Below are 18289 nucleotides of genomic sequence, written 5' to 3' on the forward strand. Positions count from 1 at the left end.
GCTCATCAAGAGGCACGCGCAAGGTAGAAAGGAAAAGGGCATGTCCCTGACACTTGCTATCGAAACCAGCCAGCCGAGCGGCGCAACGTTCCGCCTGGCGCTAGGGTGCTCCGTGCCTCTAGCCTTGGTTTCGGTCCTGGCCGCCATTGCACGGCTGTTCTGATGAAGAAGGGCATCCCGGAAACGGGGTGCCCTTTTCCTTTAAGCCGCCAAGTCCATCAAACAAGCAGGCAAGCTGTCTTCCTCATGGCGTCTCGCAATTCCGAGAGCCATGCAAAGGCTAACCAGCCCGTCGATCTTTTCGCGGCTGCGGTCCTTATCGAGCTTCCGATTGCCTGCCGGGTCGCGGGTTACGGCGGCGTTTGACGCATTCCACGTCATGACGGGGTGATCCCCGTGCCGCAGCTTACCGCCAATGATAAGCGTTTCCATGAAATCCAAGGCCGGCGAAATGTCCTTGTAGCCTTGCCCGAATTCGACAAGATCTACAGTGATGTCGTCCTCAGACAGGTCGCGCCGGAAATCTTCGATGCGCCACCTGTCAAACGCCACAGCTTGCAAGTCGTACATCTGCACCAACTCGCCTAGACGATGGACGATAAAGCTATAGTCGGTTGCCGCGCCCGGTGTCGGCTCGATATGTCCGGCCTTCGACCAGGCAAAATATGGCACTCGATCCACGTCCTCCCGTTCCAAGAGGTTGTCGCCAGGACACCAGAAAAAAGGCACCACGTCGAAGCCGCCTTCGTCATCGGGAAAGACCAGAGTTAGACACGACAGGTCTCGCGTCGAACCCAAATCCAAGCCGCCATAGCAACGCCGACCGGCCAGCCTGGCAACGTCCACCGGCCCACCGCACCGCTTCCATTCATCCGCCCTGATAAAGCGTTCCTGTGCCTCCACTCGCCTGTTTAAGCGCAGGTTCAAGAACCGCGGCAAGAACGACGATATGCGCTTGGCGCGCTCCGCCTGTGCCCTGAATTCCACCTCATCGAGGAAGATGCCCCATGCGGGGTTACAGGCTTTCCAGACTTCTTCATCGAACGGGTCGGCGTCTTCCGGCGCGCAGATCAATTGACAGAAAACAGATGGATCTTCGCCTTTCAGCGCGTCATCAATCATCACCGAAAGCGGATGCTGATCGTTGGCCGCTTGTGTGCTGATGACGACGCCAAGCGACTCTTTCCGCTTGCCCTGCGCGGTCTGAAGGTTGTGCAGCAGTTCGTCCGTCTTCGCTTGGGCGAATTCATCATAGACCCAAAACGACGGGGCCAAGCCGTGACCGCGCCGAACATCTGCTGACAAGGATTCATAGATTGATCCCTTGCCGTCACCGTCCAAAACCTCGAGCCGCTTGTGGAAGCGCTGGCAGTTTACCCTGCCGTCGAATTCCGGCACGGCGAGGATGATGGCTTCCATTTCGCGGTAAAGGAGGCCGGCCTGCTGCTTGTCGATCGCAGCGCTGTAGCATTCGCCGCGCTGCTCGCTTTCCGGTCCAAGCAAATGAGCGAGACACAAGCCTGCCAGGAAGCCAGTCTTGCCACCGCCACGCGGTTCCGACCTAATCGCCAGCCGCACCTTGCGCCGGCCTTCGTCATCGACATTCCCATAGACGGCGTCGATGAAATCGATCTGCTCCGGCAGCAATTTCATGGACTGACCAGCCAAAATACCCTTGGTGATGGGCAGGAACTCCATGAACGCAACCAGCCGCTCTACACGGGTCAGATCAGGCCGCGTCCAAGGCAGTTCACGGGCTGGTGCGGATATGATGGAGGCGCCTTTCTTTCTGGCGCCGGGGCCTCTCAAACCCACAGTTCGGACTCCATTTGGTTGTCAGGTGAAACTAATTCTGTCTTTGGCTGCCCCGCTGGTCCTCTGCGCGTCGACTCCCGTTCCGCGAAGCCCCCCGGTTCGTACCAGCCGTCGCTGTCATCCAATGGGTTGCCGTTGACGTCGCACCCCTTGACCTTGCGGCCGGTGCCATCACGTTCGGCATTGGTCTTGTGCTGATGGCAGGCAGGGCACAGCGACATCAGGCCAGCCAGAGGCGGGAATGGTTCCCCGCCATCATTGATGCGCACGATATGGTCGACGGTGTTCGCAACCTCCACAACCTCCCGCCTCAAGCACACCTCACACAGCGGTTGGCTGGACAGCTTCGCCTGGCGCAGATCGCGCCAAGCGGTTGTGTTGTATGGCCACTTGCTCATGATGCTTTCCGCTTCAAGAATGATGGAATGTCGTCGTCATCCAAGGGGGCGGTAACAACGGTAACATCGGTAACAATGGCTTGCCCAAGTGGGTGATTGTCATCGCTGACAATCTCCTCTGTTACCTTGTTACCTACCATGTCATCTTTAGGCGTTGTTACCTTGTTACCGTTGTTACCGGTGGTGTGCGTTTCGTCGGTAACAGCGGGGTGCGCATAGCTGCCACGCCCGGTTTTCCGTACTTCTTGGGCCTTCACCATGCTCAAAAGCAGCCGTCGAACGTTACCGGGTCGCTGGCCGGTAACATCTGCGATCACATTCGGAGACATGGATTCGCCCGCGTCGAGCAGTGCTTGCAGAATGTTACCGCGCTCGTCTGAACGGCGAACATCGGTAACATTGCCCTGCACATTCCATCGGAAAGTCGTCTTATCGAACGTTACCGCCGACTCTATCTCTTCCACGTCGCGGCCTCTGCCATACAATGTGCAGCCTTGCGCGCTTCGGTCGAGAACAAGCGTCGTGTCCGCGCAAGCCGAAAGCCCGTTGGAACCGGAAAGCTTCTCAAACGGATCGTCACTATCGGATCCACCTTTCTTGAGATGGTGTAGCGCCACGACGCCAACGCCCCGTAACGTTGCCCATTGCTGCAACCCCGTCAGCGCTGCGTAGTCATTTTCATAGGCGTTCTTGGCTGCACTGCCGTTTGGCTTGATGCGCTGGAAAACGTCAATGATGACAAGTCGCGGGTTGGCAACGGCCGCATACCATTCGTCCAATGCAGCATAGAATTCCTTGCCGATGACAGGTGATGCGCTCGCCCATTCGAGCCGTGACAGATCGGGGCGCACCGGCTTCAGTGGCCACATGGCGAAAATGCGCCGCTGTATGCGGCGGTCGCCGTTCTCCATGTCGATATAGAGCACATCGCCTTGTTCGCAGCCGATTCCCATGGTGTACCCGCCAGACGCCACGGCAGCAGCCCAATCGATCGCCATCCATGTTTTGCCAAGCTTCTGCTTACCGGCCAGTAGGGTCAGACCTTCCGGCACGTATCCCGGAATGATCCACTTGATTGGCGCGAAGGTCTGCGCCAGGAGGTCGGTTGTGTTTGTCCGAACAAAGCCGGTTTTTATGGCCTGAGTGTTGTTGTTGGCCGCCTCCCTCGCATGCCGCTCTTCTATCCGTCGCTCTAACTTGTCAGCGATCTTTGCCAATCGCTCTTGTGGGTCGGGCCGCGACTGTTCGACAAGTTCGGCCTCATTCCCGCATATGACATCCATCACTGCGTCTAGCGCCGGTACGAATTCGCCCTCGATAAGCATAACGTTCGGCGTACCTTCATTCCAAACCGTCAACACGGACGCGTCGTCGCCATCGCCTATGAACCGGACGAAGCTGTCGGTGAGGATTGCGAGACGAGGAATGTCTGCTTCGCTGATGTCATCCCAATGCGATAGCTTCGTTAGATCGTCGCGGGTGATTTCCGTCTTGCCGTCCGGAATGAGAACAGGGTCGCCAGATAGACGGTGGCACATTTCAATGAATGGCCGCCACGCGGCTTCGCGTGGATCGGCCTTACGTTGCGTTTGCAACTATTAATTCCTTTCAGGATTTATCCCATTTATCGTCGCGGCCCGACCAGAAGGTCAGCAGCCGGCCTTGCGCCCTCAAGAATGAGGTCCGCCCAAATTTGGGCGAGTTCCCGCCTCCGCTCTAAATGCAGCGCGCGGTTATAGGCGCCTTCCACCTTGTCTTTCGGCACATGCGCCAACATGAGGTCTATGACGGATTTGTCGGTTCTGAATTGCTCATTCATCACGGAAGAGAAAGTCGCTCGCCATCCGTGCGGGACGTGCTTGTGGTGGTATCCAGCACGGTTGAGCAGATACCCTATTGCATTCTCGCTCATAGGCTTGTGGGCGTGCCGCGTATTTGGAAAGGCGAGCGGCCCACGCCCCGATATCGTGCGGAGCGCGTCGATGGCCTCAATGGCTTGCCTCGACAACGGCACGAGGAAGTCGCGAGCCTCGTCCTCCTTATGTTGCAGCCGCATTTTCATCCGCTCGGCTGGAATGTGCCAAAGCTCGAGATTGGCCGGCCACTCCGACCATGGCGTTGTTGCCAGCGTGCCGGGCCGCACGACTGTTAGTGCGAGGATGCGCAAGGCGAGCTTCGTTACTGGATGTGCGGGCTCTGCCTCCGCCTTGGCCAGCATTTCCCGCGCTTTGTCCAAGTCGACTATGGCGGGCTGCTTGCCTTTCTTTATCGGTGCCATTGCACCCTTCACAACTGCAGCCGGGTCGTTATCGGCTCGCCCTGAAGAGACAGCGTAGACAAAGATGGCCGACATACGTTGACGAATGCGGCGAGCCGTTTCCTTCGCTCCCCTCTTTTCGATCGGTCGTAATAAGGCCAATACCTCGGCTGCGGTTATGTCTTTGATCGGAACGTTGCCAAAGGTCGGGAAGACATCGTTTTCGAGACTGTCGATCACGTCTTGCGCATGCCGGTCCGCCCATTGTGGCTGCTGCAGTTCGTACCATTCGCGTCCGATGGCTTCGAACGTGTTTGCACTGCTTGTGACGTGAGCAAGCTTCTGAAGCTTCTTCGTGATGCCAGGGTCGCGGCCACTGCGAAGAGTAGCTTTTGCCTCGTCACGCCCCGCGCGCGCATCAGCAAGAGAAATTTGTGGATACGCACCCAGAGAAAGTAGCTTTTCCTTTCCGCCAAACTCGTACCGGAATCGCCATAACTTGCCGCCTGCCGTGCTGACAAACAGGTGTAAACCGCCGCCATCGGTAAGCTTGTAAGGCTTATCCGCCTTCTTTGCGCCCTTGCATTGCATGTCTGTCAACATGACGCTTTCCCCTTGAAATACCCGGTCCATGGGAAAGATACCCGGTTTTATACCCGACTTCCATCGGGTAGGCGTGGTGTGAAATGGCAACGCATGGCAATGAAATTCAGCATGAAATGCCGTTATTTCAGTGGCTTGTGGGAGTGATTGAATATGTATGGGAAAGGTCGTTGGCGGAGGGAGTGGGATTCGAACCCACGGTGACATCGCTGCCACGCCGGTTTTCAAGACCGGTGCCTTAAACCGCTCGGCCATCCCTCCACTGTTCAGTGCCCAGCAAGCGATTGTCTTGCCGTGCCGAACGGGTCGAAACCGGCTTTAGCGCTTTCCGGTTCCCAGCGTCAACGGGATCGATGGTGTCATTACGATTGTCGCCGATGTTAGGATAATCAAGCGATGGCCGAAGTGCCGGCTTTCCACGATCATTCCACGCCCCTGCGCTTGACGCCACAGGTCGATGCTCGTAGGGCCAGATTCATACCCCCTGATGAGGAGTGCTTCCATCGATGGAAATCTTCACCGCAGCAGGTTTGTCGGCCCTCCTCCAGGTCATCGCCATCGATCTGGTCCTTGCCGGCGACAACGCAATCGTCATCGGCCTTGCTGCGGCTGGACTCCCAAAGGACCAGCGCAAGAAGGCGATCCTCGTTGGTATCGCAGCCGCGACCGTTCTGCGCATCATTTTCGCACTGATCACCCAATGGCTGCTTGCGATCGGACCGATGCTGCTCATAGCCGGTGGTCTGCTACTCCTGTGGGTGTGTTGGAAGATGTGGCGCGAGCTGCGTGTCACCCACGAGGAGGAGCACGAGGCCACCGAGGCCTTGGACGATATCGACAGCGGAAAGGCGTCATCGGGGCCTGCACGCAAGACATTTGCCCAGGCTGCCTGGCAGATCGTCATCGCCGACGTCTCGATGTCGCTGGACAATGTGCTCGCCGTCGCTGGTGCCGCGATGGAGCACCCGACGGTGCTGATCATCGGCCTTGCGCTGTCGATTGCCCTGATGGGCTTTGCCGCGTCCTTTGTCGCTCGGCTGCTGCACCGCTACCGCTGGATCGCCTACATCGGCTTGCTCATCATCCTCTACGTCGCGCTGAAGATGTTGCTCGACGGTGCGGTCGAGCAGTTCCCCGAACAATTCCAGTTCCTGACGCCATGGTTCGGCAAGGAAGCCGGTGCAGCGCATTGAGAGGGCTGCACCCTGCGGTTTGCTTGACTTTGGAACTGTGCTATTGCGCCGCTGAATTGAGCGCTGCTTAAAGCGCACCAACTGAAAACCAGAGATTTCCGGGCCGGCCCTTCAAGGGTTCCGGCCCGCGTCCATTGGAACGCCACGATGACCGCAGCGCCACGTATCAGCTTTGTCAGCCTCGGATGCCCGAAAGCACTTGTCGATTCCGAGCGCATCCTGACGCGGCTGCGCGCGGAGGGTTATGAAATATCCCGCAAGCACGACGGCGCAGACCTTGTCGTGGTCAACACATGCGGCTTTCTCGATTCCGCGCGCGATGAGTCCCTGAATGCCATCGGCACGGCCTTGAAGGAGAACGGCAAGGTCATCGTCACCGGCTGCATGGGCGCAACGCCTGAGCTGATCCGCGAGAAACATCCGAATGTTTTCGCAATCACCGGTCCCCAGGCCTATGAAAGCGTGATGGAGGCCGTGCATGAGGCTGCACCGCCGGCCCATGATCCGTTCACCGATCTGGTGCCGCCGCAGGGCGTCAAGCTGACCCCACGCCACTATGCGTATCTCAAGATTTCAGAGGGTTGCAACAACCGTTGCACCTTCTGCATCATCCCTGCCCTGCGCGGCGACCTTGTCTCGCGGCCGGCCGGGGACGTGCTGCGCGAGGCGGAAAAACTCGCCGCCGCCGGCGTCAAGGAGTTGCTGGTGATCTCGCAGGACACCAGCGCCTATGGCGTCGACATCAAATACGCAAGCAGCCCATGGAAAGATCGTGAAATTCGCGCCAAGTTCCTCGACCTGTCGCAGGAACTCGGCGAGCTCGGCATCTGGGTACGCATGCACTACGTCTACCCCTACCCGCATGTCGCGGATGTCATCCCGCTGATGGCTGAAGGCAAGATCCTGCCTTATCTCGACATTCCCTTCCAGCATGCCTCGCCGCAGGTCCTGAAGAACATGCGCCGTCCCGCCCATGGCGAGAAGACGCTGGAGCGCATCCGTTCGTGGCGAGACGCCTGCCCCGATCTCGCCATCCGCTCGACCTTCATCGTCGGCTTTCCCGGGGAGACGGAAGACGATTTCGAAATGCTGCTCGACTGGCTGGATGAAGCAAAGATCGATCGCGCGGGCTGCTTCAAATATGAACCGGTGAAGGGTGCACGTTCCAATGAGCTCGGCCTCGAGCAGGTTCCGGACGAAGTCAAGGAAGCGCGCTGGCACCGCTTCATGCAGCGCCAGCAGAAGATCTCCGCTGCGCAACTGCAGAAGAAGGTCGGCAGGCGCCTGCCTGTCATCATCGACGAAGCGAATGGCACCGTCGCCAAGGGGCGCACGAAATACGATGCGCCCGAGATCGACGGCTCGGTGCATATCCAGTCGCGCCGGCCGCTGCGTGTCGGCGATATCGTGACCGTCAAGATCGACAGGGCTGATGCCTACGATCTGCACGGCATGGCTGTCTGATTTTTCGACCGCCGAGCACAGCACAGCTGAATCAAAAAAGGGCGCCGAGAGGCGCCCTTTTCATTCCGTCCCGCCTGCTTACTGCGGCAGCTTGTCGTCCACGCCCTTGACGTAGAAATTCATGCCGAGCAGCGTCTTGTCGTCGGCTACCTCACCGTCCTTCAGCCACGCCGAGCCGTCCTGCTTGGCGACCGGACCCGTGAAGGGATTCCAGCCGTCGGCGATCTTCTTCTGAGTGGCTTCCGCCATCGCCTTCACGTCATCCGGCAGGTTGGTGTAGGGTGCCATGAAGACCGCGCCGGCCTTGATGCCCTCCCAGCGGTCTTCCGGCTTCCAGGAGCCGTCCAGGACCTTCTCGACACGCTCGATATAATAAGGGCCCCAATCGTCCACGATCGCGGTGTATTGCGACTTCGGCGCGAACTTGATCATGTCCGAAGCCTGGCCAAAGCCATGCAGGCCGCGTTCTTGAGCAACCTGCAGCGGCGCGGTGGAATCGGTGTGCTGCACGATGATGTCGGCGCCCTGATCGAACAGCGCCTTGGCGGCGTCGGCTTCTTTGCCCGGATCGAACCAGGAATTCACCCAGACGATCTTGGCCTTGAAGTTCGGGTTGATCGACTGCGCGCCCAGCATGAAGGAATTGATGCCCATCACCACTTCCGGGATCGGGAAGGAGACGATGTAGCCGGCAACCCCACTCTTGGACTGCTTGGCTGCGATCTGGCCGAGGATGTAGCGACCTTCGTAGAAGCGGGCATTGTAGATGCCGAGGTTCGGCGCGGTCTTGTAGCCGGTGGCGTGCTCGAACTTGATGTCGGGAAACTTGTTGGCGACCTTCACTTCGGCGTCCATGAAGCCGAACGAGGTGCCGAAGATGAGCTTGCAGCCCTGACGCGCCAGACGTTCGAAAGCGCGTTCGGCATCCGGGCCTTCGGCGACGTTTTCGAGGTAAGCGGTCTCGACCTTGTCTCCCAGCTTCTTTTCGACCGCGAGGCGGCCCTGGTCGTGCTGGTAGGAATAGCCGAAGTCGCCGATCGGGCCGACATAGACCCAGCAGACCTTCAGTTTCTCAGCGGCTTCGGCGGAGACGGCAACGGACATCGCCGCCGCCGAAGTCATCAGGGCAATCAGTAATTTTTTCATGATGTTACCTCTCTGGATTAACCTTGCTATGCTTCTGTTTTTTCAGGTTGTCAACGATCCGGAACAAAGGCCTGTCCAAGTGATGCCGGCGTGTTCATCATGGTCAGTCGCTTGTTGCGCGAGATGATGACCAGGACCACGATCGTGGCGAGGTATGGCAGCGACGACAGGAACTGCGAGGGGACCGGAATGCCGAAGGCTTGCGCATGCAGCTGGCCAATCCAGACGGCGCCGAAGATATAGGCGCCGGCGAGGACTCGCAGTGGCCGCCAGGACGAGAACACCACCAGCGCCAGCGCAATCCAGCCGCGTCCCGCTGTCATGTTCTCCACCCATTGTGGCGTGTAAACCAGCGAGAGATGACCGCCGGCAAGGCCGGCGCATGCGCCGCCGAACATGACCGCGAGGTAGCGGTATTTGATGACCTGGATGCCTAGCGCGTGCGCCGAGGTGTGGCTGTCGCCGATCGAGCGCAAGGTGAGCCCCGTGCGGGTCTTGAACAGGAACCACGACACCCCGAACACCAGTGCAATCGAAATGTAGAAGATCGGGTCCTGGCCGAACAGCAATTTGCCGACCACCGGCAGATCCGTCAGCACGGGAATGTAGAGGTTGGGCAGGCGCTCGCCCGGCAGGCCGACAAAGCCGGTGCCCATCATGCCGGAAAGGCCGAGGCCGAGCAGCGTCAGCGACAGTCCTGTGGCGACCTGATTGGTCGCGAGTGACAGGGTCATCACGGCAAACAACAGCGAAAACAGTGCGCCGACGACGATAGCGGCGACGAGGCCGATCCAGGGCGAACCGGTCAGGAAACCGGCTCCGAAGCCGGCGACCGCGCCCATCACCATCATACCCTCGACACCGAGGTTCAGAACGCCGGAGCGTTCGACCACCAGTTCGCCGATAGCGGCAATCAGGAGCGGCGTGGCAGCTGTGGCGATGGTCAGGAGAATGCTGACGGTCATATCCATGTCAGTTAGCCTCTTCCAGCTTCGGTGAAGCGTCGAGCTTGGGCGCCGGTGCCAGGCCGACGAGCCGGATGCGATAGTGGATCAGCGTGTCGCAACCCAGGACGAAGAACAGCAGCATGCCCTGGAAGACGCGCGCCACCTTGTCGGAGATGCCGAGCACGCTCTGGGCGGCTTCGCCGCCGAGATAGGTCAGGCCGAGCACCAGGCCGGCGGCGACGATGCCGAGCGGGTTGAGGCGGCCAAGGAAGGCGACGATGATGGCGGTGAAGCCGTAGCCGGGCGAGATCGAGGGCTGCAACTGGCCGATCGCGCCGGAAACTTCCGAGATTCCGGCGAGGCCTGCGAGCGCCCCCGACAGCATGAAGGCAAAGAACACCATACGGTTGAAGCTGAAGCCGGCGAAGCGCCCTGCCCGCGGGCTCGATCCCAGCACACGGATCTCGAAACCCTTCAGCATACGGCTCATCAGGATCCAGACCAGCACAGCGGCTACCAGCGCGAAGACAAAGCCCAGATTGGCGCGGCCCGACATCGGCATCAGTTCCGGCAGCACGGCGGACGGGTTGAACTGCACTGTCTGCGGGAAGTTGAAGCCCTTGGGGTCGCGCCAGGGTCCGCGCACCAGCCAGTCGAGGAAAAGCTGCGCGACATAGACCAGCATCAGGCTGGTCAGAATTTCGTTGGTGTTGAAGCGTGTCTTCAGGAAAGCCGGGATCGCGGCATAGACAGCACCGCCCACCATGCCCATCAGGAGCATGAGCGGCAGCACGAATGGGCCCTGCATTTCCGGATAGAGCACCGGTACGACCGAACCGACGATCGCACCGAAGACGAATTGACCCTCGGCGCCGATATTCCAGATGTTGGAACGGAAGCAGACCGACAAGCCGACGGCGATCAGGATCAGCGGGGCCGCCTTGATCGCCAGCTCATGCAGTTGCCACACTTCGGTAATCGGCGAAATAAAGTAGGTATAGAAGGCCGTCAGCGGATTGATGCCAAGCAGCGCGAACAGGATCGCGCCGGCGACCACGGTCAGCGCGAAGGCGATGAACGGCGATAGCGCCGAAAACAGCATGGAGCGTTGCGGGCGCTTGACGAGTTCCAGGCGCATCACGCGGTCTCCAGCTTTTGGTAGACGTGTCCGGGTGCCGCGCCCCCCATCAACAGGCCGATCCTTTCAAACGTCGCTTCCGCGATCGGGATAGGCTTGGACAGTTCGCCATTGTGCATGACGGCGATGGCATCGGAGATCTCGAACAGTTCGTCGAGGTCCTGGCTGATGACCAGCACGGCCGAGCCGCCACGCGCCAATTCGATCAACGCCTGGCGGATGTGCGCCGAGGCGCCTGCATCGACCCCCCAAGTCGGCTGATTGACGATCATGACCGTCGGCTGGCGGTCGAGTTCCCGGCCGACGATGAATTTTTGCAGGTTGCCGCCCGAAAGCGCCGCAGCCTCCGGATCCGGCGCGCTCTTACGCACATCCATGATCCTGACGATGCGCTGGGCCGCCTCATAGACGGCGCCACTCTTGACCATGCCGCCCGAGCCGACGAAAGCCTTGCCGTCGGTGGCGTAGCGCGAAAGCAGCAGGTTCTCGGAAAGCTTCATGCGTGGCGCCGCACCATGCCCCAGCCGCTCTTCCGGTACAAACGCAGCACCCAACAGACGGCGGCCGGTGATGTCCAGCTTGCCGGCGTCCTTGCCACGAATGCGGACCGCGTCGGCGCTGGTTTGCTGCACTTCGCCGGACAGCGCTTCGAACAATTCGCCCTGGCCGTTGCCGGCAACGCCTGCGATGCCAAGGATCTCGCCTGCCTTCACGGAAAGCCAGATGTTCTTGAGCGGCATCGAGAATGGGCCAGCCGGCTTGCGGCTCAGCCCGCAGACGCTGAGCAATTCCTGCGCGCCGTCGAGCGTGATCGGCGTCCGTTCGGCGGATTTCACCTCGTTGCCCACCATCATGCGGGCCAGCGACGCCGCCGTTTCCTCGCGCGGATTGCAGTGGCCGACGACCTTGCCGTGGCGCAGGACCGTTGCACGGTCACAGAGGCGTTTCACCTCTTCAAGACGGTGCGAGATATAGAGGATCGACTTGCCTTCGGCGCGCAGGCGCTCCAGCGTTTCGAACAGCTTGTCGGCTTCCTGCGGCGTGAGCACTGAAGTCGGCTCGTCGAGGATGATCAGTTGCGGCGCCTGAAGCAGGCAACGGATGATCTCGATGCGCTGGCGTTCTCCGACCGAAAGGTCGCCGACAAGCGAGTCGGGATCGAGCGGCAGGCCGTAGGAATAGGAGAGCGCCCTCGCCTTTGCCGCGATCGAGCCGATCGGCGCGCCGTCATCCAGCGAAAGAGCGATATTCTCGGCTGCAGTCAACGCCTCGAACAATGAAAAATGCTGGAAAACCATACCGATGCCGAGCTTTTTTGCCACGCTCGGGCTGGTCATCCTGACCGGCTGGCCGTCCCAACGGATTTCGCCGGAATGCGGCTCCAACGAACCGAACAGCATCTTCACCAGCGTCGACTTGCCGGCGCCATTTTCGCCGAGAAGCGCGTGGATCTCGCCTTTTTCGATGGTGAGGTCGATATGGTCGCACGCCGTCAGCGTGCCGAATACCTTCGTCAGTCCGCGAACCTCGAGCAGGCTCGCGGCGGCTTCTTGTGCACTCACAGTGCCTCCCATTCGGTTTTCCCGAATATGTTCTTTGTTCCCGCAATCATCGTAGGCAGCAGCGGCTCAACTCCGATAGCAGCACGCAAATTGAAAGAGCTTCAAGAATTTCAGCAAAGCGCCGTGAATGCTTATGGAACAAGCACAGTCGTTCCCGTCGTCTTGCGCCCTTCAAGGTCGGCCTGGGCTCTTCCAGCGTCCTTCAAAGCATAAGTCTGATTGATCTTGATTTCGACGATGCCTTTCAGCACGACGTCGAACAATGCCTTGGCCGAGGCTTCGAGATCCTCGCGCCTGGCATTGTAGACAAACAGTGTCGGCCGGGTGGCAAAGAGCGAGCCCTTCTGGGCCAGGAGCGCGATATTGAAGGGCGGGATCGGTCCGGACGATTGGCCGAAGCTGACGAAGGTGCCGAGCGGGCGAAGGCAGTCCAGCGAACCCGGGAATGTATCCTTGCCAACCGAGTCGTAGACGACATCGCATTTGCGGCCATCGGTCAGCCGGGCGACCTCGGCAACGAAGTCCTGCGTTCGGTAGTCGATGACATGGTCATAGCCGTGCGCCTTGGCGAGTTCGACTTTTTCCGGCGAACCGGCCGTGCCGATCACCGAGGCGCCGAGATGCTTGGCCCATTGCCCGAGGATCAACCCGACACCGCCGGCAGCGGCATGGTAGAGGATCGTGTCGTCCGGGCCGACCTTGAAAGTGCGCCGCAGGAGATATTCGGCCGTCATGCCCTTCAGCATCATGCCGGCGGCCTGCTCATCGCTGATGCCGTCCGGGATCTTCACGACACGGTCGGCAGCGATCACGCGCTGTTCGGCGTAGGCACCGGTATTGATCACATACGCGATGCGGTCGCCTTGCTTAAGCCCTTTGACCCCTTCACCTATCTCCAGCACGACGCCAGCTGCCTCGCCGCCAGGGATCAATGGCAGGCCATTCGGAGCCGGATAGAGGCCGGTACGGAAATAGATGTCGATGAAGTTGAGGCCGATCGCCGTATGCCTGACAAGGATCTGACCGGGCCCCGGACGACCAGGATCGGCACCCTCGTAGACCAATGCCTCAGGACCGCCATGGGCGTGGATACAGATTGCCTTGCTCATTTTCAAACTTTCCTGGCGCCAAGATTGGGGAAGAACTGCATGACGCCGCCGATACAGAACAGATAGATGCCGGTCAGGCTGATACCGATCTTGGTGAAAAGGCTGACCTGTTCGCCCAGAACGCCGATCTGGTTGTAGAAATTGGCAAGGGCCGATTGCGCCAGGGCAAGCGCGCCGAAACCGCACCATAACAGCGTCACCGTAAGGTTCACCGGCCGCAACCGCACAACGCGGACAGGGTGCAGGAAGTTGATCGGCACGAAGGTGAGGATGCCGGCTATCACCACCACGGCAAACGACACCCATTGCCCCGGTTCGATGACGAACAGCGTGAAGACCACCATGTTCCACACCACCGGGAAGCCCTTGAAGAAATTCTCCTTCGTCTTCATGCCGGTGTCGGCGTAGTAGATCGCGCTCGACACCACGATGATGGCGGCCGACAGGAACGAAAGCCCCTCGCCCATGAAACCGCGCTGGTAGAGCGCGAAGGCCGGGATCAGCACGTAGGTCACATAATCGATGATGTTGTCGAGCAGCTCACCCGACCAGGTTGGCAGGATTTCCTTCACTTCCAGCTTGCGCGCAATCGGCCCGTCGATGCCGTCGACGAACAGCGCGAGCCCGAGCCACCAGAACATCGCCGTCCAGCGTTCTTCGCTCGCCGCGACCAGCGACAGGAAAGCCAGGAATGAGCCGGACGCGGTGAGCAGGTGGACTGAGAACGCCCTAGCCTGCGGCCACGTCACCTTCTTCTTAGGGCGTGGGATACGCTCGGCGATCTTTTTTGCGGTTGTTTTCTTCTTCACGGGCCTCGCCAATCCAGCTTGCAGATTTCGGCCGAGCGGCCGGCGAAATTCCAGTTGCGACCAAAGGCACGCATGCGGCTCTTGTCGGATTTGGCAACTATGATCTCTGGCGCAATCCAGTATTCGGAGTTGCTGATCACCGTGTCCTTCCCGCGCGCCTTGCCGGGAACAGGCGTGATCGCACCGTCGATGATCTTCGGGATCTGGAAAACGCGCGTTCGGTCCTGGGTCTCGTAGGTGATGGGGGCCTGTTCGACACCGAGGAACTTTCCGACGAGGATCGACAGAAGTGACGTCGTGCCACCGGCCTTGCCGGTGAAGATCTTGGTCAATGCCTTCACGGCATGGATCGACGCCCGCTTGTCGATGAACAGACCCGCGGTCCAGTTGCCGCGACTCATATAGCCCGGAATTTCCATGATCAGGCCGAGATTGAGCCCAGAAAGATCGACATCACCGAAATGGCCGGCATCGATTCGAAAGCCAGCCCAGGTCTGGCAATAGCCTTCCGTAGGCGGATGATTGCCGAGCGACAGCACACAGGGACAAAAAACCGTGCAATTGCAAGAGAGTACAAGCTCTCCTTTCATTGCCCAACTATGGTCGGTCATCGCCTGGTGTCCCTCTAACACAGGGACACTAATAGCAGGGCGGTAGCCCATACAAGCAGTATCGCTCCGGCGATCCTGCTTGGCAGGCGGCCATTCACTTGTTTTTCGAGCAAGGCGAACAGGCCGAGCAGCACCATCCAGAACAGGTTCATGATGCCTACGGCAAACATCACCAGCATCAGCGCCCAGCAGCAGCCGAGGCACCATATGCCCTGCTCCGTTCCCAATCGGAAAATGCGTTGGGGCTTATCACTCCAGCGCGCAAACAGAATGGAAAACGGCCGCCGGCATTTCTTGAGGCAGGCTTCCTTCAAGCCGCTGAACTGGTAGAGGCCAGCTGCGCCCAGCAACACGGCGGCGGCGACGCCTCTGGCTGGACCGAATGCCTGCCCGTCCGGGGCTATCGCCTGCAATCCCAGTGTAAGGCCGGCGAAGGCCAATGACGCGACCAGCCAGACTGCCAGATAACCCGCCACGAGGATCAGCGGATGCACCACGGGTTCACCCTTGATGCGAGCGGTATCGGCGATCTCACAGTAGGTGCGGATCATTGGCGCTGCGGAAGGCAACATGGTCGCCACAGCCATCAGAAACCACATCGTTGTCAGGGCCGAGAACTGGCTGATCGAATAAGCTTGGAACGGTGCCGGTCCTACGCAGAGCGCGACGAAACGTTCAAGCACGGTTGGCAGCGGTATCGTCGGTAGATCTCGCAGCAGGCCACCGCCAGGAACGGAGCCGGAAAACCCCGCCCGTGCGCCGCGTATCGCCATGCCGGCCAGCAGCAGCCATGCCAGGAGAACGGCTCCGCCAAGCACTGCCACAACCACGTAACGCGGTTTGGCGCCGACGCCGGCAACAGTCCGCCCAACGCGGTCGAGATGGCTGAAATCGTCACTCTGGCCGGTCATAGGCTGAATCGCCACGTTGATCACTCAAGTCCGGCTGCACTATATGCGTTGTTCATGGCAGGTCGACCGCTACCGGACACTCTTCGATCCGCCAGCAGAAAAACCATGCGAGTGCCGATGCCAGACACGATCTCGAATTCCCCTATCCTTGTCGCCGGCACCGGTCCGGCCGGCTTGATCGCCGCTCTTGGTTTTGCCCATGCCGGATTTCCGGTCGTCCTGGTTGGCCCGGAGGCTAACGCCTCCGATGGCCGCACCACCGCACTGATGAATCCGGCGCTGAAAGTGCTCGACCGCATCGGTGTCCTTGGCGAACTGCAGCCCGTGGCCGCTCCCCTCAAGATCATGCGCATCGTCGATGCCACGCGACGTCTCATCCGCAGTCCGGTCGTTACTTTTCGTGCAAGCGAGATCGACGAAGAGCAGTTCGGCCTGAACTTCCCCAACAATGTGCTCAACCCCGTTCTGGCCAAGGTCGTGGAGGTCTCGCCCGGGATCGATTGGCGCAAGTCCCTCGTCACGAGCTGGTCTCTCGACGGAGATAAGGCGACAGCGATCCTTGCCGACGGCACTTCTGTTTCCGGTGCCCTTGCCGTTGCCGCCGATGGTCGTCTGTCGCCTGCGCGCGAAGCCGCAGGCATAACGACGGCCAAACGCACCTATCCGCAAGCCGCTTTGGTGCTGAATTTCGGTCATAGGGTCGAGCATAGCTTTGTGTCGACCGAATTCCACACCGAGACAGGTCCGTGCACTCAGGTTCCCCTGCCCGGCAATCGTTCGAGCCTGGTCTGGGTGGTCGAGCCGGAAATGGCCAAGGAATTGGCGGCGCTCGACGATGCCGCACTTTCGGTCAAGGTCGAGGAACGGATGCAGTCGATGCTCGGCCGCGTCAGCGTCGAACCCGGGCGGCAGATATACCCGCTTTCAGCCGCCACACCGCTGCGCTTTGCTGCAAAACGCATCGCATTGGTCGGTGAAGCGGCCCATGTCTTTCCACCGATCGGCGCGCAGGGCCTCAACCTCGGCATCAGGGATATCGACGATCTCATTGATGTTGCTTTGAAAAACCAAGGTGATCCGGGTGCTGTTGCGGCACTCGCCGCTTACGATTTCAAGCGGCGGCCCGACATCCTGGCGAGAAGCGGCGCAGTCAACCTGCTCAACATGTCGCTGCTGTCGGACATGCTGCCGGCACAGATGGCGCGCAGCGCGGGCCTTGGCCTGCTCGGCGGCTTCGCGCCGCTCCGTGCCTTCTTCATGCGCGAGGGTCTACGCCCCGGCAGCGGCTTCGCGGCCCTGGCCGGAGGCTTAAGGGAACAGATCCGGCGGTAGGATGCCGTTGCGGATCAGATAGAGCAGCCCCGTCACCGTGAAGACGGACAGGCAGGTGGTGATCAGCACGCTGGCCGAAGCGCGCTGCACCCAAACGCCATATTGCTGGGCAATGACGAAGACGTTGGTCGCCGTCGGCAAGGCAGCCAGAAGCACGGCCGAAAAGAGCCAGGCCGGCGAGAAATTGCCAACAGCGCTCAGCACCACATAACAGAGCAGAGGATGCACGATGAGCTTCAGCAGCGCGATCGGCAGCATTTCGGCCGGCACACGGTTCAGGGGTCGCAACGCAAGCGTTACGCCCATGGCAAACAGCGCGCAGGGCGCCGCCGCGTTCGACAGGTAGACCAGCAGCCTTTCCGCCGGCACCGGTGGCCGGAACTGGAAATAGGCCGCGGCAACGCCGACGGCCGTGGCGATGATGAAGGGATGGAGGACGATCTTGCGAACAACCTCGAGGATCAGTTCCGGCGCGGGGCGTTTTTCGCCGCCAGACAACGCCATCATCATCGGTGCAACGGCAAAATGGATGATGTTTTCAAAACAGAAAATAAGCGCCACCGGCACCGCGGCCTGTTCGCCAAAAGCAAGCAATGCGAGCCCAGGCCCCATATAGCCGATATTGCCATAGGCCGCCGCCAGCGCCTTGATTGTCGACTGGGCGATCTCGCCGCGCGAAATGATGACAGAAGCGGCGAACATCAGGGAAAAGACGACATAGGTCGAAAAGACCGAGCCGAGGATGAAATTCCATTCGGTCAGCTTCTCGAACAGCGTCTTGGCAAGAAGCTGGAAGAACAGCGCCGGCAAAGCGACATAGATGATGAAGGTGTTCATCCATCCCAGCGCCTCCAGCGGCTGCCTGGTCAGTCGCGCCACCAGAAAACCCAGGAAGATCAACCCGAAGAAAGGCAGGACCAGACCGATGACTTCCGACATGCCGTTCCCCGACAATTCTCGCTCCGGCCTATAGGCTGATCAGGGAGGGTGCAAG

The 18289-nt window shown here is 60.0% G+C and carries 17 protein-coding genes and 1 tRNA gene; 4 read left to right on the forward strand and 14 right to left on the reverse strand.

Translation table 11 applies throughout. The annotated features are described in order from the left end of the window. Window positions 1-40: 40 nt before the first annotated feature. On the forward strand, window positions 41-163 hold the full coding sequence (locus tag AO692_RS33865) for a hypothetical protein (RefSeq protein ID WP_280138589.1): 123 nt from the start codon (window positions 41-43) through the stop codon (window positions 161-163). 38 nt (window positions 164-201) lie between these two features. On the opposite strand, the gene AO692_RS10005 is transcribed toward AO692_RS33865, so the two are convergent. The 5 genes from AO692_RS10005 to AO692_RS10025 all read right to left on the reverse strand — a co-directional run bounded on the left by AO692_RS10005 (window position 202) and on the right by AO692_RS10025 (window position 5334). Next, on the reverse strand, window positions 202-1815 hold the full coding sequence (locus AO692_RS10005; RefSeq protein ID WP_054309920.1) for a terminase TerL endonuclease subunit: 1614 nt from the start codon (window positions 1813-1815) through the stop codon (window positions 202-204). After that, on the reverse strand, window positions 1806-2213 hold the full coding sequence (locus AO692_RS32205) for an HNH endonuclease signature motif containing protein (protein WP_082407286.1): 408 nt from the start codon (window positions 2211-2213) through the stop codon (window positions 1806-1808). The genes AO692_RS10005 and AO692_RS32205 overlap by 10 nt, the downstream gene beginning before the upstream one ends. Then, entirely contained in the window at window positions 2210-3808 is a 1599-nt protein-coding gene (locus AO692_RS10015) for an AAA family ATPase (protein WP_054309921.1), read from the reverse strand. The genes AO692_RS32205 and AO692_RS10015 overlap by 4 nt, the downstream gene beginning before the upstream one ends. 29 nt (window positions 3809-3837) lie before the next feature. Then, window positions 3838-5073 (reverse strand): integrase arm-type DNA-binding domain-containing protein, encoded by a 1236-nt coding sequence (locus AO692_RS10020; RefSeq protein WP_054310025.1) that lies wholly within the window; start codon window positions 5071-5073, stop codon window positions 3838-3840. A gap of 171 nt (window positions 5074-5244) precedes the next feature. Further along, window positions 5245-5334, reverse strand: a tRNA-Ser gene (locus tag AO692_RS10025). A gap of 245 nt (window positions 5335-5579) precedes the next feature. Between AO692_RS10025 and AO692_RS10035 the strand changes: the two genes are divergently transcribed. Beyond that, window positions 5580-6266, forward strand: a complete 687-nt coding sequence (locus AO692_RS10035; protein WP_054309923.1) for a TerC family protein — start codon at window positions 5580-5582, stop codon at window positions 6264-6266. Window positions 6267-6413: 147 nt separating this feature from the next. Then, entirely contained in the window at window positions 6414-7730 is a 1317-nt protein-coding gene (gene rimO / locus AO692_RS10040) for a 30S ribosomal protein S12 methylthiotransferase RimO (protein ID WP_054309924.1), read from the forward strand. 78 nt (window positions 7731-7808) lie between these two features. On the opposite strand, the gene AO692_RS10045 is transcribed toward rimO, so the two are convergent. From AO692_RS10045 to AO692_RS10080, 8 genes are all read right to left on the reverse strand, one after another. Then, window positions 7809-8876, reverse strand: coding sequence for a BMP family ABC transporter substrate-binding protein (locus AO692_RS10045; protein ID WP_054309925.1), 1068 nt, complete (start codon window positions 8874-8876; stop codon window positions 7809-7811). A 50-nt stretch (window positions 8877-8926) separates the two neighbouring features. Further along, complete coding sequence (locus AO692_RS10050) at window positions 8927-9847, reverse strand: ABC transporter permease (RefSeq protein ID WP_054309926.1); 921 nt, start codon at window positions 9845-9847, stop codon at window positions 8927-8929. Window position 9848: 1 nt separating this feature from the next. Then, window positions 9849-10964: an ABC transporter permease gene (locus AO692_RS10055; RefSeq protein ID WP_054309927.1), complete on the reverse strand. Its 1116-nt coding sequence runs from the start codon at window positions 10962-10964 to the stop codon at window positions 9849-9851. Next, window positions 10961-12535 (reverse strand): ABC transporter ATP-binding protein, encoded by a 1575-nt coding sequence (locus tag AO692_RS10060; RefSeq protein ID WP_054309928.1) that lies wholly within the window; start codon window positions 12533-12535, stop codon window positions 10961-10963. Before AO692_RS10060 ends, AO692_RS10055 begins: the two co-directional genes overlap by 4 nt. Window positions 12536-12654: 119 nt before the next feature. After that, on the reverse strand, window positions 12655-13632 hold the full coding sequence (locus AO692_RS10065; protein ID WP_054309929.1) for a quinone oxidoreductase: 978 nt from the start codon (window positions 13630-13632) through the stop codon (window positions 12655-12657). 2 nt (window positions 13633-13634) lie between these two features. Continuing rightward, complete coding sequence (pcsA, locus tag AO692_RS10070; RefSeq protein ID WP_082407288.1) at window positions 13635-14441, reverse strand: phosphatidylcholine synthase; 807 nt, start codon at window positions 14439-14441, stop codon at window positions 13635-13637. Then, window positions 14438-15052: a DUF1326 domain-containing protein gene (locus tag AO692_RS10075; protein WP_054309931.1), complete on the reverse strand. Its 615-nt coding sequence runs from the start codon at window positions 15050-15052 to the stop codon at window positions 14438-14440. The genes pcsA and AO692_RS10075 overlap by 4 nt, the downstream gene beginning before the upstream one ends. A 14-nt stretch (window positions 15053-15066) precedes the next feature. After that, window positions 15067-15963, reverse strand: a complete 897-nt coding sequence (locus tag AO692_RS10080; protein WP_054309932.1) for a DUF2182 domain-containing protein — start codon at window positions 15961-15963, stop codon at window positions 15067-15069. A gap of 117 nt (window positions 15964-16080) precedes the next feature. Here AO692_RS10080 and AO692_RS10085 point away from each other — a divergent pair, with 117 nt between their 5' ends. After that, window positions 16081-17295, forward strand: coding sequence for a UbiH/UbiF family hydroxylase (locus tag AO692_RS10085; protein WP_054310026.1), 1215 nt, complete (start codon window positions 16081-16083; stop codon window positions 17293-17295). Here the strand turns inward: AO692_RS10085 and AO692_RS10090 are convergent. Continuing rightward, window positions 17272-18234, reverse strand: a complete 963-nt coding sequence (locus AO692_RS10090) for an AEC family transporter (RefSeq protein ID WP_054309933.1) — start codon at window positions 18232-18234, stop codon at window positions 17272-17274. The two genes, AO692_RS10085 and AO692_RS10090, sit on opposite strands and share 24 nt — an antisense overlap. Window positions 18235-18289: the final 55 nt, after the last annotated feature.

This window comes from Mesorhizobium sp. 1M-11 (assembly GCF_001303895.1).
In the GTDB taxonomy this organism is placed as follows: Bacteria; Pseudomonadota; Alphaproteobacteria; order Rhizobiales; family Rhizobiaceae; genus Mesorhizobium.